At 44.1% G+C, this 26009-nt stretch carries 26 protein-coding genes and 1 tRNA gene; all 27 read left to right on the top strand.

The genetic code is table 11. The features are described 5' to 3' along the window. The first annotated feature begins 56 nt into the window (after positions 1-56). The 27 genes from J7M13_06740 to glyQ all read left to right on the top strand — a co-directional run bounded on the left by J7M13_06740 (position 57) and on the right by glyQ (position 25999). Entirely contained in the window at positions 57-782 is a 726-nt protein-coding gene (locus tag J7M13_06740; protein ID MCD6363678.1) for a hypothetical protein, read from the top strand. Beyond that, positions 751-1368 carry a dCTP deaminase gene (gene dcd, locus J7M13_06735; GenBank protein MCD6363677.1) on the top strand — a complete coding sequence of 206 codons (618 nt, stop codon included), beginning with the start codon at positions 751-753 and terminating at the stop codon, positions 1366-1368. Before J7M13_06740 ends, dcd begins: the two co-directional genes overlap by 32 nt. Then, complete coding sequence (locus J7M13_06730) at positions 1323-3476, top strand: GAF domain-containing protein (GenBank protein MCD6363676.1); 2154 nt, start codon at positions 1323-1325, stop codon at positions 3474-3476. Before dcd ends, J7M13_06730 begins: the two co-directional genes overlap by 46 nt. Beyond that, complete coding sequence (locus J7M13_06725) at positions 3463-4338, top strand: hypothetical protein (protein ID MCD6363675.1); 876 nt, start codon at positions 3463-3465, stop codon at positions 4336-4338. Before J7M13_06730 ends, J7M13_06725 begins: the two co-directional genes overlap by 14 nt. Continuing rightward, positions 4310-5299, top strand: coding sequence for an HD domain-containing protein (locus J7M13_06720; protein MCD6363674.1), 990 nt, complete (start codon positions 4310-4312; stop codon positions 5297-5299). Before J7M13_06725 ends, J7M13_06720 begins: the two co-directional genes overlap by 29 nt. A 59-nt stretch (positions 5300-5358) precedes the next feature. Further along, on the top strand, positions 5359-6189 hold the full coding sequence (locus J7M13_06715) for a pantoate--beta-alanine ligase (protein MCD6363673.1): 831 nt from the start codon (positions 5359-5361) through the stop codon (positions 6187-6189). Next, positions 6182-6562, top strand: a complete 381-nt coding sequence (locus tag J7M13_06710; GenBank protein MCD6363672.1) for an aspartate 1-decarboxylase — start codon at positions 6182-6184, stop codon at positions 6560-6562. Before J7M13_06715 ends, J7M13_06710 begins: the two co-directional genes overlap by 8 nt. Positions 6563-6616: 54 nt before the next feature. Then, positions 6617-6691 (top strand) — tRNA-Gln (locus J7M13_06705). Between the two features lie 37 nt (positions 6692-6728). Then, positions 6729-8114, top strand: coding sequence for a bifunctional UDP-N-acetylglucosamine diphosphorylase/glucosamine-1-phosphate N-acetyltransferase GlmU (gene glmU, locus J7M13_06700; protein MCD6363671.1), 1386 nt, complete (start codon positions 6729-6731; stop codon positions 8112-8114). Then, positions 8107-9090 (top strand): ribose-phosphate pyrophosphokinase, encoded by a 984-nt coding sequence (locus tag J7M13_06695; GenBank protein MCD6363670.1) that lies wholly within the window; start codon positions 8107-8109, stop codon positions 9088-9090. The genes glmU and J7M13_06695 overlap by 8 nt, the downstream gene beginning before the upstream one ends. After that, positions 9087-9737, top strand: a complete 651-nt coding sequence (locus J7M13_06690) for a 50S ribosomal protein L25/general stress protein Ctc (GenBank protein MCD6363669.1) — start codon at positions 9087-9089, stop codon at positions 9735-9737. The genes J7M13_06695 and J7M13_06690 overlap by 4 nt, the downstream gene beginning before the upstream one ends. Positions 9738-9746: 9 nt before the next feature. Continuing rightward, on the top strand, positions 9747-10325 hold the full coding sequence (locus J7M13_06685; GenBank protein ID MCD6363668.1) for an aminoacyl-tRNA hydrolase: 579 nt from the start codon (positions 9747-9749) through the stop codon (positions 10323-10325). Continuing rightward, positions 10315-13101 carry a transcription-repair coupling factor gene (gene mfd, locus J7M13_06680; protein MCD6363667.1) on the top strand — a complete coding sequence of 929 codons (2787 nt, stop codon included), beginning with the start codon at positions 10315-10317 and terminating at the stop codon, positions 13099-13101. The genes J7M13_06685 and mfd overlap by 11 nt, the downstream gene beginning before the upstream one ends. Next, complete coding sequence (mazG, locus tag J7M13_06675) at positions 13065-13841, top strand: nucleoside triphosphate pyrophosphohydrolase (protein MCD6363666.1); 777 nt, start codon at positions 13065-13067, stop codon at positions 13839-13841. Before mfd ends, mazG begins: the two co-directional genes overlap by 37 nt. Before the next feature lies 1 nt (position 13842). Continuing rightward, complete coding sequence (locus J7M13_06670) at positions 13843-15237, top strand: oxaloacetate decarboxylase subunit alpha (GenBank protein ID MCD6363665.1); 1395 nt, start codon at positions 13843-13845, stop codon at positions 15235-15237. 15 nt (positions 15238-15252) lie between these two features. Then, a complete protein-coding gene (locus J7M13_06665) occupies positions 15253-15483 on the top strand; it encodes a NifU family protein (protein ID MCD6363664.1) in 231 nt (76 codons plus the stop codon). Between the two features lie 69 nt (positions 15484-15552). Further along, on the top strand, positions 15553-16500 hold the full coding sequence (locus J7M13_06660; protein MCD6363663.1) for a PhoH family protein: 948 nt from the start codon (positions 15553-15555) through the stop codon (positions 16498-16500). Continuing rightward, complete coding sequence (locus J7M13_06655; protein ID MCD6363662.1) at positions 16472-18499, top strand: HDIG domain-containing protein; 2028 nt, start codon at positions 16472-16474, stop codon at positions 18497-18499. Before J7M13_06660 ends, J7M13_06655 begins: the two co-directional genes overlap by 29 nt. Further along, positions 18417-18863, top strand: coding sequence for an rRNA maturation RNase YbeY (gene ybeY, locus J7M13_06650; protein ID MCD6363661.1), 447 nt, complete (start codon positions 18417-18419; stop codon positions 18861-18863). Before J7M13_06655 ends, ybeY begins: the two co-directional genes overlap by 83 nt. Positions 18864-18889: 26 nt before the next feature. Further along, the gene (locus J7M13_06645; GenBank protein ID MCD6363660.1) at positions 18890-20158 is read left to right on the top strand and encodes an HlyC/CorC family transporter; all 1269 of its coding nucleotides are present in this window, start codon (positions 18890-18892) and stop codon (positions 20156-20158) included. After that, a complete protein-coding gene (locus J7M13_06640; protein MCD6363659.1) occupies positions 20145-20816 on the top strand; it encodes a DUF502 domain-containing protein in 672 nt (223 codons plus the stop codon). Before J7M13_06645 ends, J7M13_06640 begins: the two co-directional genes overlap by 14 nt. Then, positions 20749-21780: a DUF881 domain-containing protein gene (locus tag J7M13_06635; GenBank protein MCD6363658.1), complete on the top strand. Its 1032-nt coding sequence runs from the start codon at positions 20749-20751 to the stop codon at positions 21778-21780. The genes J7M13_06640 and J7M13_06635 overlap by 68 nt, the downstream gene beginning before the upstream one ends. Continuing rightward, entirely contained in the window at positions 21776-22162 is a 387-nt protein-coding gene (locus J7M13_06630; protein MCD6363657.1) for a cytidine deaminase, read from the top strand. The genes J7M13_06635 and J7M13_06630 overlap by 5 nt, the downstream gene beginning before the upstream one ends. Then, positions 22159-23070, top strand: a complete 912-nt coding sequence (gene era, locus J7M13_06625; protein MCD6363656.1) for a GTPase Era — start codon at positions 22159-22161, stop codon at positions 23068-23070. The genes J7M13_06630 and era overlap by 4 nt, the downstream gene beginning before the upstream one ends. Further along, a complete protein-coding gene (gene mgtE / locus J7M13_06620) occupies positions 23033-24415 on the top strand; it encodes a magnesium transporter (protein ID MCD6363655.1) in 1383 nt (460 codons plus the stop codon). Before era ends, mgtE begins: the two co-directional genes overlap by 38 nt. Then, positions 24412-25158 (top strand): DNA repair protein RecO, encoded by a 747-nt coding sequence (gene recO, locus J7M13_06615; protein ID MCD6363654.1) that lies wholly within the window; start codon positions 24412-24414, stop codon positions 25156-25158. Before mgtE ends, recO begins: the two co-directional genes overlap by 4 nt. After that, positions 25127-25999 (top strand): glycine--tRNA ligase subunit alpha, encoded by an 873-nt coding sequence (glyQ, locus tag J7M13_06610; protein MCD6363653.1) that lies wholly within the window; start codon positions 25127-25129, stop codon positions 25997-25999. Before recO ends, glyQ begins: the two co-directional genes overlap by 32 nt. Positions 26000-26009: the final 10 nt, after the last annotated feature.

Here is a 26009-nt window from a genome sequence, read left to right as displayed (position 1 = left end):
TCTCCCTTTATTTTTCGCACATATGCTATAATGAGTTTGTTATGGAAGACCTTATGATGTACAGGTTAAAGAAGCTAAGAGCTGATATAGAGGAGTTCGAAAAGCTCCCCATATGCTTATCCACCGTCAGGGAGGGATTGAGGTACATAAAACAAAAGCTTACACTGGGTGTAGATGAAAGAGCGATCGTGCTCTTAGAGCGTCTCTTTCGCTATCTCCTTCGAGGTTGTGGTACCGGTGTTCCATGGGCTCTTAAAGCTTATCTGGAGGAGGAATGTGGGGTTAAGCCAATAGTCTCAATCTATGATGGCATACGTCCTACCTTTTATCCCGTCGATGACTTCTTTCTGGTGTTGCTACCTGAGGGATTTCCGGAGGAACCATTGCTGTATCCTTACCTCTATTCTCTCTACCTGCGGTGGAGGGGAAAAGACATAGAATCCGCGGATATCGCTTCTCTCTCGAGATATGGCGACGCCTATAGGTTTGCTTTAAGAGAAACGCTTTTCCCCAACGGTGATAGCAGGATCTCTTTGATTCAACGTTTTGATGTTCCTACTTTTGAGCGAGTGGATATCGCTTCTCTTTTACTTCAGGATTCCATTCCTCCCATCGATTTCTCTCTTCCTGAAATATTTAATGCGGGCTGGAAAGCAATCTCAAGCGGAGCCGAGAGAAAGGAAATAAGCGAGCTTATTTTAACGACCTTGAAACTGAGGGCTTTTAGAAAGGAGTGGCGTAAATTCCAGGATGTCGGTAATTCCCTCTCAGGAGATAATTAAGGCTTTAGAAAGCGGCGATATAAAGGTAATACCCTTGCTTGACTCCTCTCTTCAGGTGGGAAAAGGAAGCCTCGATGTAAGGTTAGGGCTTGATTTCGTTCTCTTCAGAAAGAGAGTTATGGGGGCTTTTGACCCTCTTGGAGGAGATGCCCCCTTTTTGCCTATGCTTGGCGAGAGAGTTTTTCTTGAGCCGGGACAAGCTTTTGTTCTCCACCCTGGGGACTTTGCCCTCTCGAGTACCCTTGAGTATATAGCATTGAGCGATAGGTATATGGCTTACGTTGAGGGAAGGTCTTCATGGGGGAGATTGGGACTCGTTGTTGCCACCGCTACCGTCGTCTCACCAGGATACAGGGGAGTTATAACACTTGAGCTCGCTAACCTTGGAGTAGCGCCTCTTTATCTTTACCCTGGAACGAGGATAGCACAGCTCGTGTTTCATGAGGTTAAAGGCAGGGAAATCAGGGACTACGAGAAAGCGAGAAGCAAGTATATGGGTTCTCTTTTACCTGAGGTAGGATTTCTATGGAGGGATCCTGAATGGGAGATATTAAAGAGGATGAAAGGGGGGATGATGGAGCGGTGAGAGGCGCTTTCGGCTTGCTTATTGGAGTAATTATTGGATTTCTACTCGCTTTCTTTGGCTTTTCCGTTCACAGAGATTGGATAGATCTTCTAATATTGCTTTTGCTTGCCTTTCTCGTATGGAAGGTTTATTTATACGATGTTAAAAGGATAAGAAGAAGGGAGGAATTTGGACGCATAATAGCCGAATTTGCTTCAAAGCTTGGTAGCGCTTTGACGAAGCTTGCGGTTTTAAAGGAAGCCATTTTGTTTTTTAAGTGGCGCATGAAAGATAGCGATGTGAGAGTTTTCATTTATGATAAAGGAAGCTTTAAGGAGGTCAAGCTTGTTTCTGAAACGGTGGTTTTGGAAGATGTGGGTGAGGATATCGCTTATGCTTTAGAGGAGGTTTTTGAGAAAAGGGATGTCTTGAGGAAAGGTGAGTTTCTTTATACTCCTATTTCTTATGGCACTGAGAATCGGGGCGTGCTCCGGGTCAAAGTTCTTTATGGAAAGAGCGATCTGGAAGTGGAAACTAACTTCTGGAGGGTCATCGCCCTTAAGATGGCGGTATTCTTGAGTAAGGCGGAAATTATAACATCCCTTCAGAAGACAAACAGGAGATTCTTCATTCTCTATGATGTAGCTCGCAACCTCGGGAGAAGATACGGCAGTGAAAAGGAATTTATGGAAACCCTTGTTTCTCTAATAATGCATCATTTAAGAGCGGTTAATGTGGCTATCTTCTTAAAGGAGGGAGAGTCGCTCAAGCACATCTGCGGTGCGGGTAAGCTAAGTGGGAGGTGTGAGGGACTGGAGCTCAGGTTTGATGGAAATAGTATGGTAGAGAAAGCTTTTTTGACGGGGGAGCCCGTTGTGGTCAAGGATTTTACCTGCTCATCTCACAAAGCGGTTTGTCCGATGATGTGTAGCGGTATGGCGGTACCGCTTAAGCTTCGCGATAAAGTTGTGGGAGTGATAGTAATAGAAGGTGAGGAAGTAGAAAGGTTTGATGAGGAGGATCTAGAGATCATGAAGGCCATAGCTGGACTTATGGAGGTCTCTATGGAGAGAATCAGATATCTACAGTCGCTTAGGGCGACGCACTCACGTTTGCTTCTACTTTATGGGATTTCAAGGAGGTTCACCGCTCTCGTTGAGATGGAAGAAGCGGCTAATGAGCTCGTTAAAATGCTTTGTAAGGAGTTAAAATATCTATCAGTGATGCTTTTGCTTGAAAAGGATGGATATCTTCATCAGATTGCCTCGTGTGGTCTTCCTGAGGAATTCAAAGACAGGGAGATTGCTCTTAGCGAAAGTAACATAGTTTCTGAGGTCTTCCGCACCGAAAGACCCTATATAGCGCGAGATGTTGAAAAGGATCCTCTTTATCTTAAGTGGGATGATAGAGTAAAGGGACAGCTTTCTGTGCCGATAAAGAAAGACGGCAAAATATATGGCGTTCTTACGGTTACAACCACAGGGGAGAAGATACTGCCACAAGATATAGAGGCTCTCACTATACTTGCGAATCTATTTGCTCACGTTTTGGAAAGAGAGGAGCTTTATTTCTCTATAACGCTGGCGCTTGCGAAAACGATAGAAATGAAGGATCCTTATACTCATGGACACTGCGAGAGGGTTATGAAGTGGGCACTGCTTCTGGCAGATAAGGTTGGGCTAAGCCCTAAGGACAAGAAGAATCTGAGGTATGCTGCGGTGCTACATGATATAGGCAAGATAGGAGTTCCTGGAAGAATACTTAACAAGCCGGGGAAGCTCACGGATGAGGAGTATGATATGGTTAAAAAGCACCCCATTCTCGGAGAGGAGATATTAAGACCTATCTCTCTCTTTAAAGAGGTTGCGAAGTGGGTGAGGTGGCATCATGAGAGATGGGATGGTAAGGGGTATCCTGATGGCCTTAAGGGTGAGGAGATCCCCATAGGCGTTAGGATTTTATCACTCGCTGATTCCTTTGATGCCATGGTTTCAGATAGACCTTATAGAAGCGCTCTCTCGCTTGAGAAGGCAATGCGGGAGATAAGGGAAAATCGGGGAAAGCAGTTTGATCCGGTTCTTGCAGATATTTTCCTCGAGATCTTGAGGGAGAGGAATGGAAAGCTATAGAGAACCTCAGCTTCTTAGGATCCTCGTTAGGCTTTTAAAAGAGCGTGAGAATCCATCTGTTGCTTTTCTGTGCGGGGGATCGAGAAGGAGCGGTCTTGGTCATGTTTATAGATCTCTTTTTATTGCCTCAGATTTGAGAGAGAGAGGAATAAGGGTTTCCTTTGGATCTGGTAGGAGAGGGGCTGATATGGTCATTATTGATCTTCCCGATGAAGTTGATCCTGCAACTGAAATGTCATCTTTATCGTCTGATTCAATAAGGGTTCTTTTCGATAATCGCGGGGATTTCCGTGAAAAGGTTGATGTTCTAATTTATCCCGATTTTCTTCCCCTTGAGTCTGCAGGGGCAAAAGCGACTTATATTTTTAGCGGCTGGGATTACGTTTATCCTCCTAAGAATATAAGGCTTCTTAAAGGGGAGGCTGTAGAAGATATAGACATTCTCATAGCTTTCGGAGGATCAGATCCAAGGTCCTATACAAGGAGAGCGGTAGAGAGCCTAATTAAAAGGACGAGCTCCTTTGGACTTAACTTCCATGTCGTCTTCGGTCCTCTTAATCCGGACTATAACCTTTTTGAGAAAAGAGATCTCCCGAGTAATTTGCGTCTTTATCGATCTCTTCGAGATCTCTCCCCGCTTTATAGGATCTCCTCCGCGGTTGTCTCTTCTGGTGGTCTCACCTTTGCATATTCAGTTTTTCTCGAAAAAATTACCGTAGGAGTTCCCCAGAACGATAGGGAAATGGCGAGGATAAGATATTACTCCTCTAAGTATAGTTTCGTTGATTTCGCTTCTTCACCCGAGGAAGCGATTCAGAAAGTGGTAAAGGCCCTTGAAGGTAATAAACCTCGACGATGTTAAGGGAGAAATGATCCTGGCAAGAAGTATCTATACCCCGGATGGTAATCCTCTTTTAAGAAGAGGGGTAGTTCTTGGAGTTAAACAGGTCAAAAGCCTTAAGAGATTTTCAATTACGCACGTTATAGTCTTTGAAAGCGAGGAGGAGAAGGAGCTTTACGAAGCGACAAAGGAATCGATGGACAACCCCTTTCTCTATGATATAAGGAAGATCTATCTTGGTCTAAGAAGAACGCTTTATTCCTTAAGGAGCACCGTCGTTCAAGGGCTCGATTGGGAAAATGCCGATATGCTTTTAAAGAAGCTCGGTAGGCTTCCTCCGGATAGAAAATCGAGAATAGAGCTTTTTATAAATGTGGGGGGAAAGGTAGTTTCGGCGCTATTGCGTGAGATCTTCAAAGGGGACAGAAAGCTCCTGAGCTTAGGTAGCTTTACTTATGAAGAAGGTGGAATGCTCTGGGAGCACTGGCTTAATGCATGCGTTCTTTCAATGTTTACCGCTCTGGCTATGGGGTATAAAGTAAGGAGTATATGGGAGATAGGTGTGGGAGCCCTTTTTCACGATCTTGGAAAGCTGTTCCTCGATCCCGAATCCTTTTTCTTAAATCCCTTTTTAAGTACTGATGGGGTTGATTTTCTAACATCTATGCATACTTTAATAGGTTATGGAATATTAAGAAGCATAAGAACCTTGCCTCTCACGGTGGCTCACGTGGCTTATCAGCATCATGAGCGTTTTGGAGGTGGAGGATATCCAAGAAATCTTGAGAGGGGAAGGATAACTAACTATGCTCGAATAGTTTCCGTTTCCAACTTTTTCGATGCTCTTCTTTCAGGAAGGCTCGGTGTGATTCACACGATTGAGAGCGCTGCGCTCCAAGTTGAGTCCTTGTCGGGAAGCGTTTTCGATCCCAGAGTAGTTAACTACTTTCTGAATGGTGTTGTTAAGAAGAGGATGTTGTAGTATTATATCTTTGAGAAAGGAGGCGAGGAATCGTAAAGTTAATAGCGGATGTTTCTGAAATGCAGTCTTTAGCAAATCATTTTCGTGAAAATAGATATAGAGTTTGCTTGGTTCCCACAATGGGTTACTTCCATGAAGCGCATCTTTCCTTGATGCGTCTTGGAAGGAAGCTTTGCGATAAACTGGTGGTTAGCGTTTTCGTTAATCCAATTCAGTTTGGGCCTTCTGAAGATTTTGAGCGTTATCCTCGAGACCTTGAAAGGGATAGGAAGCTCGCTGAGAAAGTGGGAGTCGATGTCCTATTCGCGCCAAGCGTAGACGATATGTACCCGGAAGGTTTTCAGACTTATGTTGAGGTTAAGGAGCTATCTAAACCCATGTGTGGGGCTTCAAGACCTGGGCACTTTAGAGGGGTTACAACGGTTGTCTTAAAGCTTTTTAATATAGTGAAACCACACGTTGCTATCTTTGGATTGAAGGATTATCAGCAATACTTGATTGTAAAGAGGATGGTAAAAGATCTTAATCTTGGGATAGAGATCATAGGGCATCCTATAGTCAGAGAACCCGACGGCCTTGCCATGAGTTCAAGAAATGTGTATCTTTCACCTGAGGAAAGGAAGTCTGCTTTGTGTCTTTATAAATCTATACTTAAAGCGAAGGAGCTCGTTTCTCAGGGGATAAGGAGCGTCAGCGAGCTTAAGGAGGAAATTGTAAAATTGATATCTTCTCACCCCTATACCAAAATAGATTATGTTGAGTTCAGGGATCCTGAGACGCTAAAACCGGTTGAGGATGTTTCAGGACCTACTTTACTTGCGTTGGCAGTTTATGTTGGTTCAGCGAGGCTTATTGATAATGCAATCTTGGGTGGTGATGAGAATGCTTGAAAAATTTCTAAAATCTAAGATTCACAGAGCTCGTATCACAGGCAGAGATCTTGAATATGAAGGTAGCCTCACGCTTGATCCCGATCTCATGGAAGCTGCTGGATTGTCGCCCTTTGAGAGCGTCTGGGTTTACAATATATCGAATGGGGCTCGATTTGAGACCTACATAATACCTGGAGAACGGAGCAAAGGGGAAGTTGTCTTAAATGGGGCTGCAGCGCGCTTAGGAGAAGTAGGGGACAAAATTATAATAGCTGCATATGCTTGGTATTCTCCGGAGGAGATAAAGCGTGGCGTGATCGTAAAGCTCGTTTTCGTCGATGAGAATAATCGGATAAAAGATATCAGGGAAAGCTGTATAAGCCCAGTGTGAATCTTGGACTTTTCTTTTTCCAAGATATTTGCTATAATTAGATTTTGCCAAGGTTGGGGCGTGGTGTAAATGGCAGCACACAGGACTTTGGATCCTGCGGTCCAGGTTCGAATCCTGGCGCCCCAGCCAAAATTTTTTATATTTTTGGTGTGCTATAATTAAGAGCATGAAAAGGTCATTTTTAATTCTCGCTGCTGGTAAGGGGAAGAGAATGAAAACCTCTATACCGAAGGTGCTTCATGAGCTCTGCGGGAAGCCTATGCTTTCTTATTTGATTGAAACGCTCAAGGAACTTGAGGGAAATGTAGGTGTTGTTGTGGGATATAACGGTGAGATGATCGAGGATCTGCTCTTCGGTGAGGAAGTTAAAATTATCTGGCAGAGCGAGCAAAGGGGCACTGGAGATGCTGTGAGAGTGGCTTATGATTTCTGGAAAGATGATGATCTTCTCGTTGTGCTTCCGGGGGATGTTCCTCTCGTCTCCTCTGAGACACTGAAAGAATTGATCTCCTATCATGATAAGGAGGGGAATATCATAACCTTTTTAAGTGTGATTTTGGATGATCCAACGGACTACGGTAGGGTAATTAGAAAGGCGGGGGGAGAGGTCGTTAAAATAGTGGAAGAACCCGACGCAAGCTATGAGGAGAAGGAAGTGAAGGAGGTAAACGCGGGGATCTACGCTTTTGATGTCCCATTTCTTCGGGACTTTATAGTTAAGGTTGGAAGAGAGAACGCTCAAGGGGAGTATTACCTTACCGATTTAATAGAAATAGCGGTTGAAGGAGGATTCAGGGTCAATGCCATTCCCGTTTCAGATCCTCTTGAGGTCATGGGGGTTAATGATAGGAAGGCGTTGGCATTCCTGGAGAAAGAGCTAATTAAAAGAAAGCTCGATGAGCTTATGCTTGAAGAGGGAGTTACTATTAAGGATCCAAGTACTACCTACATACATCCCGAGGTTCAAGTGGGCAAGGATACGATAATCTATCCTATGACTTTCATAGAGGGAAGAACGAAGATAGGAAAGGGGTGTAAGATAGGCCCGAACGTTAGAATATTGGATAGTGAGATAGAAGATGAGGTTATTATAAGGGAAAATGTTGTTATAGAGGGGAGCAAGATATCACGGGGATGTGAGGTGGGACCGTTTGCCTACCTTAGGCCTGAGACCGTTATGGATGAGGGTGCTTACGTAGGTAAATTCGTCGAGGTGAAGAAAAGCTTTATAGGAAGGGATAGTAAGGTGCCTCATCTTTCCTATATAGGAGATGCTACTATAGGTCAGCGGGTCAACGTCGGTGCGGGGACTATAACCTGTAATTATGATGGTGTGAGGAAGAACCCAACCTATATAGAGGATGATGTCTTTATAGGGAGCGATACGATGCTGGTAGCACCAGTTAAGCTTGGAAGGGGAGCTATGACTGGGGCAGGTTCCGTGATAACTAAGAATGTTCCTCCGGATAGTCTCGCTATAGCGAGAAGCAAGCAAGTTAATATAGAGGGATGGGTAAAGAAGAAGCGGGGAGGTAAGGGAAAGGATGGTTGATCGCTTTTCCTCTGACAGCGGTTTGAAGATTTTTTCGGGGACTGCTAATCCCGAGTTCGCTGAGGCGGTAGCTTCTCACATGGGGACAAGACTTTCTAATGCCAAGATATCTCGGTTCAGTGATGGAGAAATATATATAAGGATTGAGGAAAACGTAAGAGGTGCGGATGTCTTCGTGATTCAGCCTACTTGCTATCCCGGGGATAAGAATCTTATGGAGCTTCTCATTATGCTCGATGCACTGAGAAGAGCATCTGCAGCGAGAATCACAGCGGTTATTCCATACTATGGATATGCGCGTCAGGATAGAAAAACACAAGGAAGAGAGCCCATAACTGCTAAGCTTGTCGCTAATCTTATAACAACTGCTGGTGCAGATAGGGTTCTAACGGCGGATCTTCATGCGGGTCAGATTCAGGGATTTTTCGATATTCCTCTTGATCATCTAACTGCTATTCCCATATTGGCGGATTATTTTGCTAAGAAGCTTGGAGAAAGGGATGATATAGTTGTTGTATCTCCCGACGTTGGAGGTGTGGTTAGGGCAAGGAAATTTGCAGAGCATTTGAAGGCTGCCATTGCTATCGTTGATAAGAGAAGACCCAGAGAGATTCCTAACGTTTCTGAGGTCATGGAGGTGGTTGGAGAGGTCAAAAACAGGATAGCCATAATAGTAGATGATATAATAGATACCGCTGGAACTATTGTTAACGCTTCTGAAGCTATATTGGAAAGGGGAGCAACCGAGGTTTACGCGTGTGCTACCCATGCGGTTCTATCGGGTAAAGCTATAGAAAGATTAAAAAACTCCAGGATAAAGGAGGTCTTATTGACCGATACCATTCCTCTATCTCCAGAAAAGAAAATAGATAAGATAGAGATAAGGTCGATGGCGCCTCTATTTGCGGAGGCGATAAGAAGGATACATTATAATCTGTCGGTAAGTATGCTGTTTAAGCGGGAGGGAGAAAAATGAAGGCATCTGAGCTTAGAGCTTACGTTAGAGAAAGGATAGGAAAAGGCGAATCTAAGAGGCTAAGGAGGAATGGTTTTATACCTGCCATTCTCTATGGTGGCAGTGCTGGAAGTATTCCGATTAAGTTTGAGAGGAAAGAAATTGTCAGAAAGGTATCATTCAAGGATCTTGAGCATACCGTTTATACCATTAAGCTCGATGATGGCAGGGGCTACGATGTTCTTCTTAAGGAAATTCAGGTTGATCCTTTGACAGACGAAATTGTGCATCTTGACTTTCTCGAGCTTGAGAAGGGCAAGATGGTTACGGTTGAGGTTCCCATCGTTCTTTTGGGAAAGGATGTTTGTAAGGGAGTCAAGATGGGAGGGATACTTGAGCAACAGCTTTGGAGTGTTGAGGTTGAGTGTCTACCGAGAAATATCCCTGAGAGGATAGAGGTAGACATAACCGAACTTGAAATGGGAGATGCGATTCACGTTGAGGATCTTAAGCTTCCCGAAGGAGTTAAGGTGCTTGAGGATCCTGAGACAACGGTGGTAGTTATATCTGAGCCCGTTGAGGAAGAAGTGGCCGAGGAAGCAGTGGAGGAAGAGGAGGCTGCGGAGCCTGAGGTTGCTCCTAAGGGCAAGGAAAAGGAGGAGGAGTAACGCGCTCGCTTGCGATTTATAGTAGGTTTGGGGAACCCAGGTTCTAAATATGAATTTACAAGGCATAATATAGGTTTTAGGGTAATAGATCTTCTTTCGGGGAGATGGGGGGTAAGAGTAGAGGTATATGAATGTAATGCTCTTATAGGCAGGAAGGGGAAAGAAATAGTACTGGTAAAACCGATGACTTATATGAATAGGAGTGGCGAGGCTCTTAGGGAGTTAAGTCTGAGGTATGGAGCCTCGCCTTCTGATTTCTTGATAATATATGATGATCTTCATCTTCCCTTTGGGAGTATAAGGATAAGAAAGTCAGGAAGCTCTGGTGGACACAGGGGTATGGAATCAATTATAACCGCGCTTGGAACGCGGGAGATCCCGCGTGTTCGTCTGGGTATAGGGCCTCCGCCTCCGCAGGGATATGAATATTTCGTCCTTAGTGAATTTAGTGATGAAGAGATGAGGATACTTCCTCTCTTTCTATCAAGGGCTGCAGATGCGATTGAATCCATCTTAAGCGATGGGATAGAGAAAGCCATGTCTATTTATAACTTTAATTTTAAAGGTAGTTCGGAAGATGAGCAGTAAATCCTTTATAGATAAGCTTAGAGATAAATTAATAACGGAAAGATGCGTTCGAGTAGGCAGGGTCAGAAAAGGCGGTATTTGGTATATAATTAGAAAGCTTTTTAACAGCCCCTGGGGAAACGTATGTCTTATCCTGCCAGAGGGGGCTATTCTTTCCGATGTTGAGGAGGGTCTTGCTTCTGCCTTTCCAGGAAGCGTTTTTCGAGTAAGGAGTGTCGAGGAATTTTTCTCACTAAGAGGAGACCTTATCATCATTATGCCACAATGGCTTGCGCTTTCGAGAGACTTTATACGTGGAGAGACCTTGACGGTGGTGAAAGGTGAGTACCTTGGGTATGGCAGGCTTCTTTCCTTCCTTAAAGAAGCTGGCTATAGGAGAAGCGAACCCCCTCTCGATAGAGGAGAATTTACGGTAAGGGGGGATGTCTTCGAGATAAGAACACCTGAGGGACTTATAACCGTTTCCCTTTATGGGGAGGAGGTGGACTATATAGGATTATCAGATCCTGATGATCCTTTGGCGAGGGCAAGGAGCCTTAAAAAGTATAGAATTCCTCCACCCAATATGGGAGAAGAAGGGCGTTTTTGGGAGTTTCTATCTCGGGATTCACTTGTTATATGGGCTTATCCGATAGAGAATATTTCGATTCCACGAAAAGCAGAACAGCCGTTTCTTCTCTTATACAGAGAGGATATAGAAGATGGCTTAAACATTCCTTGGAATCCTCATCTCCCCGGTGTTCTTGAAAGAGAGCTCTCCTTTAGCGAGGGAGACTATGTTGTTCATGAAGATTATGGAATAGCCATATTCAGGGGAATAAAACGGATAAAGGTCGATGGGGTTGAGGGTGATTATCTTCTTCTTGAGTATGCAAATGGCGAAAAGCTTTACGTTCCCTCGAGCAAGATCGATAAGGTTTCTCCATATCTCGGTGGGACTGAGTCTCCTCCCTTAGCCAGCCTTAAAAGAAGCGGATGGTCTGCTCTCAAGAAGAGGGTTAAAAAAAACGTAGAGAATATAGCTAAGGAACTCGTAAGAATATATGCTTTAAGGAGCGTTTCACCGGGATATGCTTTCTCGAAGGATACCGAATGGCAAAGAGAATTTGAGGCGAGATTTGAATATGATGAGACGCCAGATCAACTGAGAGCAATAGAGGATGTCAAAAGGGATATGGAGTCTACTCGTCCCATGGACAGATTGATCTGCGGGGATGTGGGATACGGTAAAACGGAGGTTGCCTTTAGAGCTGCTTTTAAAGCAGTTATGGATGGCAAGCAGGTTGCTTTCTTATGCCCTACCACGGTTCTCGCCTTTCAACACTATCTCAACATAAAGAGGAGGATGGAAGGCTTTCCCGTGAATGTGGCTATGCTAAGCAGGTTTCTCTCAAGGAGAGAGCAAAGTGAGGTTATGGAAGGAATAAGAAAGGGAAGCATCGATATAGTTGTAGGTACGCATATGCTTTTAAGCGATGCCATAACCTTCAAGGATCTTGGGCTGCTTATAATAGATGAGGAACAGAGATTTGGCGTTATGCAGAAGGAAAAGCTAAAAAAAATGAGAGTGGACGTAGATGTATTGACTCTAACAGCTACGCCTATACCAAGGACGCTTTACTTGAGCTTAAGTGGAATAAAAGATATAAGTGTAATAAACACTCCTCCCGCTGGGAGAAGAAATGTAGAAATATACGTTGGGAAATGGGATAATGAGCTCGTCAGGAAAGCGATAATCCGCGAGCTCGAGAGAGGCGGGCAAGTTTTTGTGGTTCATAACAGAGTGGAGGATCTGATCTCGTTTGCTAAGAGAATCTCTAAGCTCGTTCCTTTTGCAAGGATAGGCATTGCTCACGGAAAGATGGGAGAGGAGCGTCTTGAGAAGGTGATGCTTGATTTTATATCGGGTGAAATCAATGTTTTGATATGCACAACGATAATCGAAAATGGTCTTGATATTCCTTCCGCTAATACCTTGCTGGTTCGTGGAGCGGAAAGACTTGGCTTGGCTCAGCTCTATCAGCTTAGAGGAAGAGTGGGAAGGGCGGATAAGCAAGCATACGTTTACTTTCTATATGAGAATGAGGATTCGCTTACGGATTCAGCGATTAAGAGGCTCGAAGCCATCAAGGAGTTTGGAGAGCTTGGCTCGTCTCTGAGACTTGCTCTAAGAGACATGCAAATCCGAGGCGTGGGAAACATTCTTGGCCCGGAGCAACATGGATTTGTCAATGCAGTTGGTTTTCACCTCTATTCTAAGATGCTTGAAGAGGCAATTACCTCTCTTAAGGGTGAGCTTCCGCGAGTGATTTCTGCAAAAGTTGATCTTGGGCTTGATGCCTTTATACCGGAGGGCTATGTTAAAGAGGGAGAGGAGAGGCTTTACTACTACAGGAGGCTTATCGGAATAAATTCCATAGATGATCTTGAGGACTTGCGAGCTGAACTTAAGGAAAGATTTGGCGAGATTCCAATGCCAGTTGAAAATCTGTTTAAAACGATTCATTTTAAAGTTATGGCAGAAGAGGCTGGCGTTTCTGAAATTTCCTTCAGGAAGGGAGGGCTTCGGCTTTTGCTCCATCCTGCCATATGGGGTGGAAGATCGGATGTGAGGAGATACCTTCTCTCCGTTGGCTTTTGTGGGGATAACCTGCGATTTGAGAGAGATTCTCTCTCCTTAAATGGGGTTCAAAGGGTATTATCAAAAACGCTTACGGATCTTAAGGAGATGAGGGAAGCATGGCGGGAAAAGAATTTGAACGTCTCGTTGGCATAATGGAGAAGCTACGCGGTGAGAATGGTTGTCCTTGGGATAAGAAGCAGACCTTAGACAGTTTGCTTTCTTATCTTCTTGAGGAAGCTTATGAAGTTGTGGATGCGATAAAGAGCAGGGACTTTTCTTCTCTGGAAGAGGAACTTGGGGATCTTCTTCTTCAGATAATATTTCAAGCGCAGATAGCCAAGGAAGAAGGGTTGTTCGATATAAAGGATGTGATTAGAGGCATCAATGATAAGCTTATAAGGAGACATCCTCATGTTTTCGGTGATAAGAGGTTTAAGGATTCAGACGAAGTTTTGCTAAACTGGGAGGCAATGAAGAAAAAGGAGAAGAAAAAGAAATCGATTTTAGATGGTGTTCCACCGCATCTTCCTGCCTTGTTGCGAGCGTATGAGCTTCAGGAGAGGGCAAGGAGAGTCGGCTTTGACTGGAATAGGACTGAGGAGGTGATGAAAAAGGTAGAGGAGGAGTGGAAGGAATTTAGGGAAGCGTATTCTAAGGGGGATCGCGGTAAGATGGAGGAGGAGCTCGGTGATCTCCTCTTCGCGATAGTTAACTTAGCGAGGTTCATCGGCGTGAATCCGGAGATCGCGCTTCATTCAATTAATGAGAAGTTTAAAAGAAGATTTCTCTATATAGAGAATAAGGCTAAGGAAGAAAACAAACCGCTTTCATCATTTAGTTTAGAAGAGATGGAAAGATGGTGGGAGGAGGCAAAAAAGAAAGAGGTGCTATAATATGTCTAAAAGGAAAATAGGTATAACGGATTTAACGTTAAGAGATGGTCATCAATCTCTCATAGCCACGAGAATGAGAACCGATGAGATGCTTCCCATAGCGGAGGCAATGGATGAGGTAGGCTTTCACTCGGTAGAGGTCTGGGGAGGAGCCACTTTTGATTCCTGTATAAGGTTTCTCGATGAAGACCCATGGGAGAGGTTAAGAGAGCTTAAAAAGAGATTTAGAAAAACTCCCTTGCAGATGCTTCTGCGCGGACAGAATATCGTGGGATATAGAAATTATCCGGACGATGTCGTGAGGGAGTTTGTCAAGAGGGCGGTAGCAAACGGCATAAGTATATTCAGAATATTTGATGCTTTAAACGACGTCCGAAATATGGAAGTTGCTGCTGAGACCGCCAAGAGGGAAGGAGCGCACGTTCAGCTTTCGATAAGCTATACTATATCTCCGGTTCACACGCTTGATAAATATATGGAAATGGTAAAGGAAATGGTGGAGCTTGGAGCGGACTCCATTTGCATAAAGGATATGGCGGGGCTTCTTTCTCCCAGCGCTGCTTATGAACTTGTTAAATCTATAAAGGAACGATTTGATATACCCGTTCAAGTCCACTCTCATTATACCAGCGGTATGGCCTCTATGACCCTTCTTAAGGCTATAGAGGCTGGCGCTGATGTTGTAGATACCGCGATGTCTCCCTTTGCGCTTGGTACTTCTCATCCTCCTACTGAAACCATGGTTTATGTCCTTAGGGGAACTGAGTATGATACGGGTATAGACTTAGATGCTCTGGTCTGTATATCAGAATATTTCAGAAAGGTCAGGGAAAATCACAGGGATAAGCTTATAGATCCCATAGTTAACATAAATATTCTAATATATCAAATTCCAGGAGGTATGTACTCTAACTTGGTAAGCCAGCTTAAAGAGCAGAATGCTTTAGATAAGCTTCAGGCGGTGCTTGAGGAAGTTCCGAGGGTTAGAAAAGAGCTCGGCTATCCTCCGCTCGTGACGCCAACGAGTCAGGTCGTTGGAACACAGGCTGCTTTAAATGTCCTTCTCGGTGAGAGAGATAAGGTTATTCCTAAGGAAGTGCGAGATTATATAAAGGGCTTTTATGGTAGACCTCCGGGTCCCATAGATCCGGAGATCAAGAAAAAGGCTATAGGTGATGAGGAGCCTATAGATTGTAGACCAGCGGATCTTTTAGAACCCATACTCGACAGGTGTAAGAAAGAGCTTGGTATATTTGCAATGGAACCAGAAGATGTTTTAACTTATGCTCTTTTCCCTCAAGTTGCGCTCGAGTTTCTGATGAGAAAGTATGCCAGAAAGTGTAAGGTCGATATAGGTTTTGAAGATCCGTGGGATGATTATGCATATCCTGTTTAAAGGAGGTTTTGCCTAATGGGACTTGAGGAGAAAGTAAAAGAGGTGTTGGATAAGCTGGTTAACCCCTATCTTGCAGCTGATGGTGGAGGTGCGGAGCTCGTGAGCATTGAGGAAGATGGCACGGTCAGAATCCGGCTAACCGGGCATTGCGGGGGATGCCCCTTTGCTACGCTTACCTTGAAGGGGATGGTAGAAAGTACGATAAGAAAGCATGTTCCAGAAGTGAAGAAAGTAGAGTCCGTTTAAGGGGGTGATTTTTAAAGCGTGGTCAGTTCCAGAAGGGAAATAAGGTTCTGGGCGGATGATGATGCCGTTATGATAAACGTTGCGGGAAAGGAAGACGAAAATCTGAGGTTCGTTGAAAAAAGCTTTAATGTTAGGATTTTCCCGCGAGGAAACGAGCTTGTTATGGTTGGTAGTGATGAGGAATCCGTTAGGAAAGCGGGCATACTTTTTCAGGAAATGATGGAGATAGCTCGAAAGGGGCATCCTATAACGTTGAAGGAGCTCAAGTATAGCATAAGAATGCTAAAACAAGGGAAAAATCTCAGGCTTGGTGAGCTATATGGAGATGTAATTCAGATTACAGAAAGAGGTAAACTTATAAGGCCTAAAACCATCGGTCAAAAGAAGTATGTTGAGGCTATAAGGAAAAATGATATAACCTTTGCTATAGGACCCGCGGGCACTGGTAAGACATATCTCGCGGTGGCGGTGGCCGTTTCATTTCTTCAGGGGAGAAAGGTAGGGAGGATTATACTGGTTAGACCCGCCGTTGAGGCTGGGGAAAAACTTGGTTTCTTGCCTGGGGATCTTAAAGAGAAGATAGAACCCTATTTAAGGCCTCTTTATGATGCTCTTTATGAAATGCTCGGTGTTGAGAGATTCCAAAAGTTAGTTGAGAGTGGGGCGATAGAGATAGCACCCTTGGCTTACATGAGGGGAAGAACCTTAAACGATGCCTTCGTGATACTTGATGAGGCGCAGAATGCTACCCCGGAGCAGATGAAAATGTTTCTAACCAGGCTTGGTTTTGGTTCTAAAATGGTGATAACCGGTGATATAACCCAAGTAGACCTTCCGGGTAAAAGGTCCGGACTTATAGAGGTAAGGGATATCCTTGTTGGAATAAGCGGTATAGCTTTCGTGTACCTTACCGATCAAGACGTTGTCAGACACGAACTTGTTCAAAAGATTGTTAAAGCTTACGAGGAATATGAAATGAGGAGGGAAGATGACGTCGAAAAAGAAGGGAGCATCTAAATGGGCTCTTCTATGGAAGGAGAAAAGACATGCTATATTGATGCTAATTGCCTTTTGGGGGATAACCTTTTTTACCCTCTCGTGGGATTGGGTATCGGTACTGGGGATTCCCTTAAGGGTTGGTGAGAAGGCACCTTATGATATAGTTGCTCCTCAGGATGCTGAGATACTGGATAGAGAGGCCACTGAGAGACTTAAAAAGGAAGCGGCTTCAAGGATTAAGAAGGTTTTTGTAATAGATGAGGATATAACTCGCGAGGTTTTGCAAAGGCTTTCCTCCAAGCTTTCGTCTCTCAAGGATTTGCTCCCTGAGCAAAAGGATTATATATTTAAGCTCGTTAAGAAAGGCTTTAAAGACGGTGTCTCAGCAGAGGAGCTTTCCTCCTTTGTTGATAGAGTTTTAAAAAGTGCTTCTGAGCTTGCAGTTCCGAGCCCTATTATAGCTAAGCTAAAGGAAATTCTTTTAAGAAACTTGAAACCTAATCTTAGATTTGATGAGAAGGAAACGGAGAGACAGAGACGGCTTGCTATGAAAGAGATTAAGCCGGTTGTGATAAAAGTTCAAAGGGGTGAGCTTATAGTACGCAAGGGAGAGAAACTGAAGAGAGAACACCTCTTGATTCTCAAATCTCTTGGCCTTTTGGGAGAAGGACTCCTCTTTAAAGTTCTTGCGATCGCTGTTTTATCTGTCCTTCTCGTATGGATAAGCTTCGTTTACATAGATGAATGGTATACGGATAAGCTGAAAGATAATGGATTTCTTCTTTTTCTCCTTACATCTTCTTCCGCTATTCTGCTTGCAGGTAAGTTTCTGACGTCAGTTTCTCCAGCTCTCGTCCCCATAGGGATAATTTCCCTATCGTATGCTATTCTCGTTAATCCGAGATTTAGCATATTTATGACAATGGTCATGGCTTTCGCTTTGAGCTTCTTTAGAGAAGCGGGGCTCACACCGTTGGCACTGGGGCTCTTTGGGGGATTAATAGGCATAAAATATGTGAGAAATATAAGACATAGAGGAGCTTTTATAAGAGCAGGTACGTTTATGAGTCTTGCTAATTCGGTATCGCTTGCTGCCATAGGTTTGTTTCTAAACTCATCTTTCAGGGAGCTCTTTCTTAACGTTTTTTATGGTTTTTTAAATGGAGTAGGCTCGAGCATACTTGTTATGGGAGTTTTGCCTTATGTTGAAAACTTTTTTGACATCTTTTCCCCACTGCGCTTGCTTGAGCTTGCAGATCCCTCTCATCCCCTCTTAAGAAGACTGCAAGTCGAGGCTCCTGGAACCTATCACCACAGCCTGCTTGTTGCCAATCTTGCTGAGGCTGCTGCGGAGGTAGTTGGGGCTGATCCCCTTTTGGCGAGGGTGGGGTCCTATTATCATGACATAGGCAAAATAAGGAGGCCCCACCTCTTTGTTGAGAATCAGATCGATCAGGATAATTATCATGAAAGAATAACTCCGAATCTTAGTCTTCTAGTTATAATCTCGCATGTCAAGGATGGGATAGAGCTTGCGAAGGAGTATAGGCTTCCTCAGCCTATCATAGACATAATAGCTCAGCATCACGGAACTACTATAGTTTCCTACTTTTATCATAGAGCGAAAGAGGAGCGTGGCGAGGATGTCGATCCAGACGATTTTAGATACCCTGGGCCTAAGCCTCAGAGCAAGGAAGCAGCTATAGTTATGCTTGCGGATTCGGTAGAGGCTTCTGCGAGGCTTATGAAGGAACCGAACTCCTCCAAGATCGAGAGCTTGGTAAGGGAAATAGTCAGAGCTAAGGTTGAGGATAGTCAGCTTTCTGAGTCACCTCTTTCCTTCGAGGATTTGGAGAAGATAGTAAGAGCGTTTACTAAGGTTTTAAGGGGCATGTATCACTCGAGAATTGAGTACCCAGAAGGGGGAAAGGATGTTGAGGGTGCTAATAAGCGATCCAAGGAAGCTATTAAGGAGGGTAAAGCTAAATCAGAGAGAGGTGAGAGAGATAGCTCGTAGGGTTATCGGGGGAGAATATAGGGGGAAAATACCCCTTTCTAAGCTGAAGGTTAGCATAGCTTTTGTTAGCGATGAAGAAATGATACCTATAAATCAAACTTATACTGGGAGGGAAGGTTCGACAGATGTTTTGGCCTTCTCTATGGTGGATGAGCTTGATGAGAAAGTGCCATTCTTCATGTTAGGAGAGGTGATAGTTTCCGTAGATAGGGCAATTTCGCAAGCTGAGGAAGCAGGCTGGGCCCCTGGATCTGAGGTTAAGCTTCTTGTAATTCATGGATTGCTTCACCTGCTTGGCTACGATCACACTTCAAATGAAGATAAAGAAAGGATGCGTTTAAAAGAGAGAGAATATCTGATATAATGAGAATGAGAAGGAAGGGCTGAAAGATGGATTTCCCTAGTACAGAGGTTTTTTTCTTAGCCCTTTTTCTTTTATTATCTGCTCTTTTTTCAGCCTCGGAGACCGCTTTGATCTCCTTAGGCAGAGTAAAGATATTAAGTTTGATCGAAAAGGACCCTTCCAAAGCTAAGGCGTGGAAGCTTCTTTTGGAGGATCCGCAGAGGTTTCTTGTCACGATTCTTATAGGAAATAATCTCGCTAACATAGCTGCTTCGGCTTTAGCCACTTCCCTTTCGTTAAGGCTTTTCCCGAGCTCTGGGGTAAGTATAGCAATTGGCATTATGACTTTTCTCATACTCGTTTTTGGGGAAATAACGCCAAAGGGATTGGCTTTAAGATACGCTGAGGGACTCGCAAAGAAAATCATTTACCTTATGTATGTGCTTTCTATAGTGGCTTACCCATTCGCCGTAACCCTTTCTAAGCTTGCCAACTTGCTTGCGAGGAATGATGAGAAGAGCTTCCTTTATCCGCTTCTCACGCGCGAGGAGCTCGAGATGCTGATTTCTCAGAAAGGTGGGGAGGTGGAGCTTGAGGAATCGGAAAAGAAGATAATAAAGGGAGTGATAGAGCTCGAGGATAAGATCGTTAGGGAGATAATGGTTCCCAGGCTTGATATGGTTTGCCTGGATGCTTCCTCAACGGTTAAAGATGCCGTTAAGGTTATTGAGGAGCATGGGCATTCTCGTATTCCGGTGTATGAGTCCACGGTAGACAATATAATCGGCGTGCTTTACGCCAAAGATTTGATTCCGGTAATGGCAGAGGGAAGATGGGAGGAAAAGGTAGGAAGCTTCGTGAGACCTCCTTATTTTGTTCCCGAAACCAAGCTCGTTAAGGAGCTTTTCGAGGAACTTAGGGAGAAGAAGATACATATAGCTATTGTTATAGATGAATATGGCGGTACAGCGGGACTTGTGACCATGGAGGATATACTTGAGGAGATAGTAGGGGAAATCGAAGACGAGTATGATAAAGAACTACCCACAATAGAAAAAGTGGATGAAAACACGTTTATAGTTGATGGTAAGCTTAACATGGAAGACCTCTTAGATCTGGTAGAGATGGATATCGATCTCGATGAGCGTGACTACGATACCGTTGCGGGTCTTATATACTCGTTGTTTGGACGGATACCCAGGGTCGGGGAGGAGGCTGAGTTTGAGGGACTCCGGCTCAGGGTGCTTGAGGTGAGAAAGAACAGGATAAAAAAGGTTCTGGTCTCAAGGGAGGAGAAGAGTCTTGAGAAAGCTTAGACACTATTTCCTAACGGGTTTGATTCTTGTTATACCTGCGATAATTACTATATATGTTTTCTACAAGATATTTTTATGGGTCGATGCCAACCTCGGAGGAATAGTCTATAGGCTTACTGGTTATAGAATTCCGGGATTGAGCTTTCTCTTTCTGGGGTTTCTTATACTTATGACAATCTTGATCGGTATGCTTACTGCGAATTACATAGGTAAGAAGCTCGTTTCAATATACGAAAGGCTTTTGGCAAAGATCCCCCTTGTAAGGGGAGTTTACATGACTATAAAACAGATAATGGAAGTTCTTCTCGTTAAAGGAGACAGATCCTTCAGAGAGGTCGTTCTCCTTGAATATCCGCGGAGAGGAATGTACTGCATAGGTTTTGTTACTAATAAGCGGGGAGGAAGGATAACTCCTAAAGGGGAAGAGCTTCTTATAGTTTTCATTCCCACGACTCCTAATCCAACTTCGGGAGTCATGGTTCTCGTTCCACCAAGTGAGGTAATTCCCCTGCCGATAACGATTGAGCAGGGGCTTAAACTCGTTATATCTGGTGGGGTTCTCGCTACAGAAATATGGGGTGATGAGGAGCATGTTTGGAAGCCCAGCGAGAAGGGAAAGGCTGCTCCTCTGGCTGATATTAGCTCTGGTGGTTCTTAATACGGTTTTCTTGGCAAGGAATTTGGGGCTTTATGAGCTTGGTGGGGAAGCAGCAGAGCTGAAAAAAGCCAAGGGAATGGCTGTTATTCTTCTTGAATACTACGAGCTTCTCGCGAATCAGCTTGGTGTTTCTAAGGCGCCCTTGGTGAGAAACGCGCTTGCGGAATTCAGATTTGAGACAGAGTCTGCTCCCACTGCGCAGGAAACTATGAGCGCTATACTTTATTATGGACGCTTTCTTCATGAAACTATAGTAAAGGAAAGCCGAAGGAGACAAGAAAAGGAAGTCTTGAGGATAATATCATTAGATCCCGGTGTAAGGGACTTTAGAGACAGAGCCGAAATCGTGATAAAGAGATCACGTGATGGAAAAATAACTGTATTTGATGCCGAGGGAGTTCTCACATCGAAGACAATTTCCGCAATCAAAGAAAATCCAATTCTTCAGGGATTATCTTCCGAGATAAGAATAGAGATAGATAATGGTAAAGTGAGCGTTCTCACTATGGATCTGCTCGAAACCAGATTAAGGAAGCTACGCACCGAGGCGCTCAGCTTAAAAGCCCGTCTCGAGGCTCTCGAGAGTCTTGCAGGATTTGCTCCCCTTGAGGGAGAAGGAGTGATAATTAAGGTATACGATGCGAGAAAGGAAGAGGGAGAGTCATATATAATACATGATAGTGATCTCAGGGATATAGTTAATGAGCTTTTTGCCGCTGGAGCTGTCGGAATTCAAATAGGAGGAGAGAGATTGATAGTCAACTCCTCTATTAGATGTGTAGGTCCCGTTATACTTGTTAATCACAGACCTATAGCCGTTGATCCAGTAGTAATAAAGGCGGTGGGGAATTCGGATGTTTTAGCTTCGGCTCTTAAACTGATAGAGCAGAGCTTGAAGCTCTTCGATATAAAGCTTGAAGTTAAAAAGAAAAAGAGGGTGAGGCTCGTTGCTTACAGAGATTGAGAGGAAAAAGCTAATTGAGTGCGCCATAAGAGCCAGAGATTTTGCATATGCTCCTTATTCTCGGTTTAAGGTTGGGGCTGCGATACTTACTCGCGAGGGTAAGGTGTTTTCAGGATGTAATGTCGAAAACTCCTCATATGGATTGACGATCTGCGCGGAGAGAGTAGCGCTTTTTAAAGCGGTTTCGGAAGGGTATAGGAGCTTCAAAGCTATAGCTGTGGTGGGAGACGTTTCGGAGTTCGTACCTCCTTGTGGGGCGTGTAGGCAGGTTTTGCGTGAGTTCTCAAGCGATATGCTCGTTGTGATGGGCAACGTTAGCGGAGATTTCGTTGAGAGAAAGCTTGAGGAGCTGCTTCCTCTCGCTTTTAAGCTGGAAAGATGAGTGGGCGGAAGAGAGTTGGGTTCGTCGCTTTAGTTGGCAGGCCTAACGTGGGGAAATCTACATTGATGAATACGCTTTTAGGTAAGAAGGTCGCTATCGTTTCTCCCAAGCCTCAAACTACGAGGACGCAGATAAGAGGTATCCTTACGCGTCCCGAGGGGCAAATAATATTTGTTGACACTCCTGGCATTCATAAGCCCAAACACTTGCTTGGCGAAGAAATGGTTAAGATAGCTGTCGATGCTCTGAAGGAGGTCGATCTTATACTCTATCTCGCTGAGGCGCTTGACGAAGAGCTATCTCAGGAAGATGAGATAATTATATCTGTTCTTAGAAAGGTGGATACGCCTAAGTTCCTGCTCGTTAATAAGGTAGATTTGCTCGAATATAAAGAGGGCTTTTGGAGAGCGGTCGAGCTCTATCAGGACAAGGTATATTTTAGGGAGGTCATACCTATATCAGCCGTAAAGGGGACTAATCTCGATGTACTTTTAGAAAAGATATTTGAGGTTCTTCCGGAAGGAGAGCTACTTTATCCAGACGATATGATAAGTGATCAGCCCTTACGCTTCTTAGTATCTGAAATTATAAGGGAGAAGCTCTTTTATGAGCTTCACCAGGAAATACCGTATTCCACTGCCGTTGTCATTGAGGATATGCAGGAAAGAGAAGGGAAGAACCTCGTTTATATAAAAGCTATCATATATGTTGAGAGGATTTCTCACAGAAAGATAATCATCGGTAGAAGAGGAAGCATGCTTAAGAAGATAGGGAAAATGGCAAGAGAGGAGATAGAGCATATCTTGGGCAAGAAAGTTTACCTTGAGCTGTGGGTAAAGGTTAGGGAAGACTGGAGGAGATCGGAAACAGATGTTAAGAGACTTGGATTTTCAGGCTATCAGGGCTAAGGCTGAAAATCTTCTGAATAGAGAGGATATAGCGTCAAGAGAGGAGCTTGACAGATTTCTCTATTCGCTTCATCCAGCAGATATAGCTACCCTCATAGGGGAGCTTGGGCTGGAGAGAAGTCGTAAGATAATAGAGCTCCTTAAAGGGGAACAGCTTGCTCTTGTTATGGCGGAGCTTTATAAGATGGATAGGCTCGACTTGTTAAGGGAGCTTATAGATATTCTACCCGAGGATAAGCTGAAGAGTGCTCTTTCTGAGATGCCTTATGATGATGTTACGGATATACTTGCCGATCTTGGTGAAAAAGGAGACGAGCTTTTTAAGCTTCTGGAGAGAGAAGATGCAGAGGAAGTAAGGGAACTTCTTTACTATCCTGAGGAAAGCGCTGGTGGAATAATGACCACTGAGTTTATAGCTTTCCATAGGGATATGACCGTTAGGGAGGCTATGGACGAGCTTAGGAAAAAGGCTTCTGAGGTTGAGACCATATATTATATCTACGTTGTGGATGAAGATGGAAAGCTCAGTGGAGTTTTGTCATTGAGGGATCTTTTGACTTCTCCGCCAGATCTTCGTCTTTCGGAGATAATGAATCCAAACGTTATAAAGGTGAATCTTGACACGGATCAGGAGGAAGTGGCGCGTGTGGTGTCCAAGTATGATCTCCTTGCGGTTCCGGTGGTGGATAGAGCGGGGAGACTCGTTGGGATAGTGACATTCGATGACATCATAGATGTTATAGAAGAAGAGGCGGCAGAGGATATATATAAAATGGTTGGTAGCCTTGACGAAGGAGCTGAAACATCGTCATTGAAAATAGTAAAGCTTAGACTTCCTTGGCTTATGGTGAGCCTCGTGGGGGAATCTATATCTGCTAACGTTATAAGATCGTTTGATGCTATTATAAAAGTGGTGGTTTCCTTAGCTTGGTTCATTCCTATGATAATGGCGCTTGGGGGAAATGCTGGCACTCAGGCTGCTGCCATCGTGATAAGGGGCATAGCGACGGGCGAGGTTAATACTGAGAAGCTCAAGAAGCTTCTCTTAAGGGAGGTAAAAGTAGGCGCTATAATGGGAGCCATAAGCGGATTAGTCGTTGGAGGCGTTGGAATTTCCCTTCATCATGATTATATGGTCGGTGTCGTCGTAGCTATATCTATGATTATTGCTATAGCCGTTGCTGCTGGTGTTGGAGCTCTCATTCCTCTGATATTTGATAAGCTTGGGGTGGACCCTGCGCTGGCTTCGGGTCCTTTTATTACCACTATGAACGATATAACTGGCTTGCTTATATATTTTTCTCTTGCATTTGTTTTCCTACGCGTTCTGGGGTGGGAGGGGTGAGCAGGAAACGCTTCTTTAAACTGGAATCTATTCTTATGATCAGGTGGAAGGCGAAGCTCGATAAGCTGGTGATCTTTTTCACGCGTGAGATGGGTAAGCTACTTGCTATAGCTCCTGGTGCCAGAAGGATACCTAACAGGTTTGGAGGAACTATGGAGCCACTTAATTACGGAACCTTGATGCTCTACCTTTCCACTTCAGGTAAGTATTATGTTAAGGAGTTTAGCGTTGCTAATTCTTTCTTGGGGATAAGGTCCTCATCAAACAGGCTTTCAAGCGCTCTTTCCTATCTATTTTTCCTGAATGAGATTCTTCCCTATGGGGTTCCCGAGGCCAAGTTGTTCGATACAACATTTTCTTTTTTTAGGGAGCTTGAAAAAGGAGGCGATCCAGAGCTTCTCAGAATTGTAGCGTTGGCAAAAGCTCTATATCTTCTGGGTTTTCTTCCTGAGTTTAAGGTATGCTCCAACTGCGGAAGAGCTCTTAAAGATGCTGCTTATCTTAAGGATTCTTCAAGTGGCCCACTTTGTGAAAGTTGCTCTTTAAAGAGTGGAAGCTTTAACCTTGGGGGAGAATCTATAGCTCTGATAAGAGCTTTTCAGGAAAAACCTCTTTCCTTCTTTAAGAAGGTGAATTTTAGTCCTCGTGCTTTGAACGAAGTTTTTAATTATCTAAGAGCAGTTTTTGAAAAAGTTTCAGGAGGTGTTGAACTTGAATTTTCAAGAAGTGATATTCAGGCTTGAGAGGTTCTGGGCGGAGCAGGGTTGTATTATTCAACAGCCGTATGATATAGAGGTTGGAGCTGGAACGATGAATCCAGCGACTACCTTAAGGTCGCTGGGGCCAGAGCCCTGGAGAGTAGCGTATGTAGAGCCGTCCCGTCGTCCCACCGATGGACGATATGGGGAGAATCCGAATAGGCTTCAGCATTATTATCAATACCAGGTCATATTAAAGCCTGCTCCAGATGATATCCAGGAACTATATTTAAGAAGCCTTGAAGCACTTGGTATAGATCCTAAGGAACATGATATAAGATTCGTTGAGGATGATTGGGAGGCTCCTACTATAGGGGCTTGGGGATTGGGATGGGAGGTATGGCTTGATGGGATGGAGATAACACAGTTTACTTATTTTCAACAAGTGGGAGGAATTGATCTGGATCCTATTCCCGTTGAGCTTACCTATGGTATCGAGAGAATAGCGATGTTTGTTCAGAAAGTCAAGTCAGTTTTTGATCTTAAATGGGTGGGATCCATAACATATGGGGATGTTCACCATAGAGGCGAAGTTGAGTATTCCATATATAACTTTGATGAAGCCGATGTGGACATGCTCAAGAGGCTCTTTGAAATGTATGAAAGGGAAGCAGCCAGGCTCGTCGATAAGGGGCTTGTTCTCCCATCCTATGATTATGTTTTAAAGTGCTCTCATACGTTTAATCTTCTCGATGCGAGGGGAGCTATAAGCGTCGCGGAGAGAACCCACTACATCTCCAGAGTCAGGAATCTGGCGAGGAAGTGTGCTTTAGCATACATAAAGCAGAGGGAAGAGATGGGCTTCCCATTGCTTAATAAGTTCTAAGGAGGTCGTT

Source organism: Synergistota bacterium (genome assembly GCA_021159885.1).
GTDB lineage: Bacteria > Synergistota > GBS-1 > GBS-1 > GBS-1 > AUK310.
The sequence above is the reverse complement of the archived record's forward strand: the minus strand, read 5'-3'. Positions and strand labels throughout refer to the sequence as shown.

Bases quoted from the DNA above. Each gene is read 5' to 3' on its own strand.
- J7M13_06740 (MCD6363678.1), top strand. From the start codon at position 57: ATGTACAGGTTAAAGAAGCTAAGAGCTGATATAGAGGAGTTCGAAAAG.
- dcd (MCD6363677.1), top strand. From the start codon at position 751: ATGTCGGTAATTCCCTCTCAGGAGATAATTAAGGCTTTAGAAAGCGGC.
- J7M13_06730 (MCD6363676.1), top strand. From the start codon at position 1,323: ATGGGAGATATTAAAGAGGATGAAAGGGGGGATGATGGAGCGGTGAGA.
- J7M13_06725 (MCD6363675.1), top strand. From the start codon at position 3,463: ATGGAAAGCTATAGAGAACCTCAGCTTCTTAGGATCCTCGTTAGGCTT.
- J7M13_06715 (MCD6363673.1), top strand. From the start codon at position 5,359: ATGCAGTCTTTAGCAAATCATTTTCGTGAAAATAGATATAGAGTTTGC.
- J7M13_06710 (MCD6363672.1), top strand. From the start codon at position 6,182: ATGCTTGAAAAATTTCTAAAATCTAAGATTCACAGAGCTCGTATCACA.
- glmU (MCD6363671.1), top strand. From the start codon at position 6,729: ATGAAAAGGTCATTTTTAATTCTCGCTGCTGGTAAGGGGAAGAGAATG.
- J7M13_06695 (MCD6363670.1), top strand. From the start codon at position 8,107: ATGGTTGATCGCTTTTCCTCTGACAGCGGTTTGAAGATTTTTTCGGGG.
- J7M13_06690 (MCD6363669.1), top strand. From the start codon at position 9,087: ATGAAGGCATCTGAGCTTAGAGCTTACGTTAGAGAAAGGATAGGAAAA.
- mfd (MCD6363667.1), top strand. From the start codon at position 10,315: ATGAGCAGTAAATCCTTTATAGATAAGCTTAGAGATAAATTAATAACG.
- mazG (MCD6363666.1), top strand. From the start codon at position 13,065: ATGGCGGGAAAAGAATTTGAACGTCTCGTTGGCATAATGGAGAAGCTA.
- J7M13_06670 (MCD6363665.1), top strand. From the start codon at position 13,843: ATGTCTAAAAGGAAAATAGGTATAACGGATTTAACGTTAAGAGATGGT.
- J7M13_06665 (MCD6363664.1), top strand. From the start codon at position 15,253: ATGGGACTTGAGGAGAAAGTAAAAGAGGTGTTGGATAAGCTGGTTAAC.
- J7M13_06660 (MCD6363663.1), top strand. From the start codon at position 15,553: ATGATAAACGTTGCGGGAAAGGAAGACGAAAATCTGAGGTTCGTTGAA.
- J7M13_06655 (MCD6363662.1), top strand. From the start codon at position 16,472: ATGACGTCGAAAAAGAAGGGAGCATCTAAATGGGCTCTTCTATGGAAG.
- J7M13_06645 (MCD6363660.1), top strand. From the start codon at position 18,890: ATGGATTTCCCTAGTACAGAGGTTTTTTTCTTAGCCCTTTTTCTTTTA.
- J7M13_06635 (MCD6363658.1), top strand. From the start codon at position 20,749: ATGTTTGGAAGCCCAGCGAGAAGGGAAAGGCTGCTCCTCTGGCTGATA.
- era (MCD6363656.1), top strand. From the start codon at position 22,159: ATGAGTGGGCGGAAGAGAGTTGGGTTCGTCGCTTTAGTTGGCAGGCCT.
- mgtE (MCD6363655.1), top strand. From the start codon at position 23,033: ATGTTAAGAGACTTGGATTTTCAGGCTATCAGGGCTAAGGCTGAAAAT.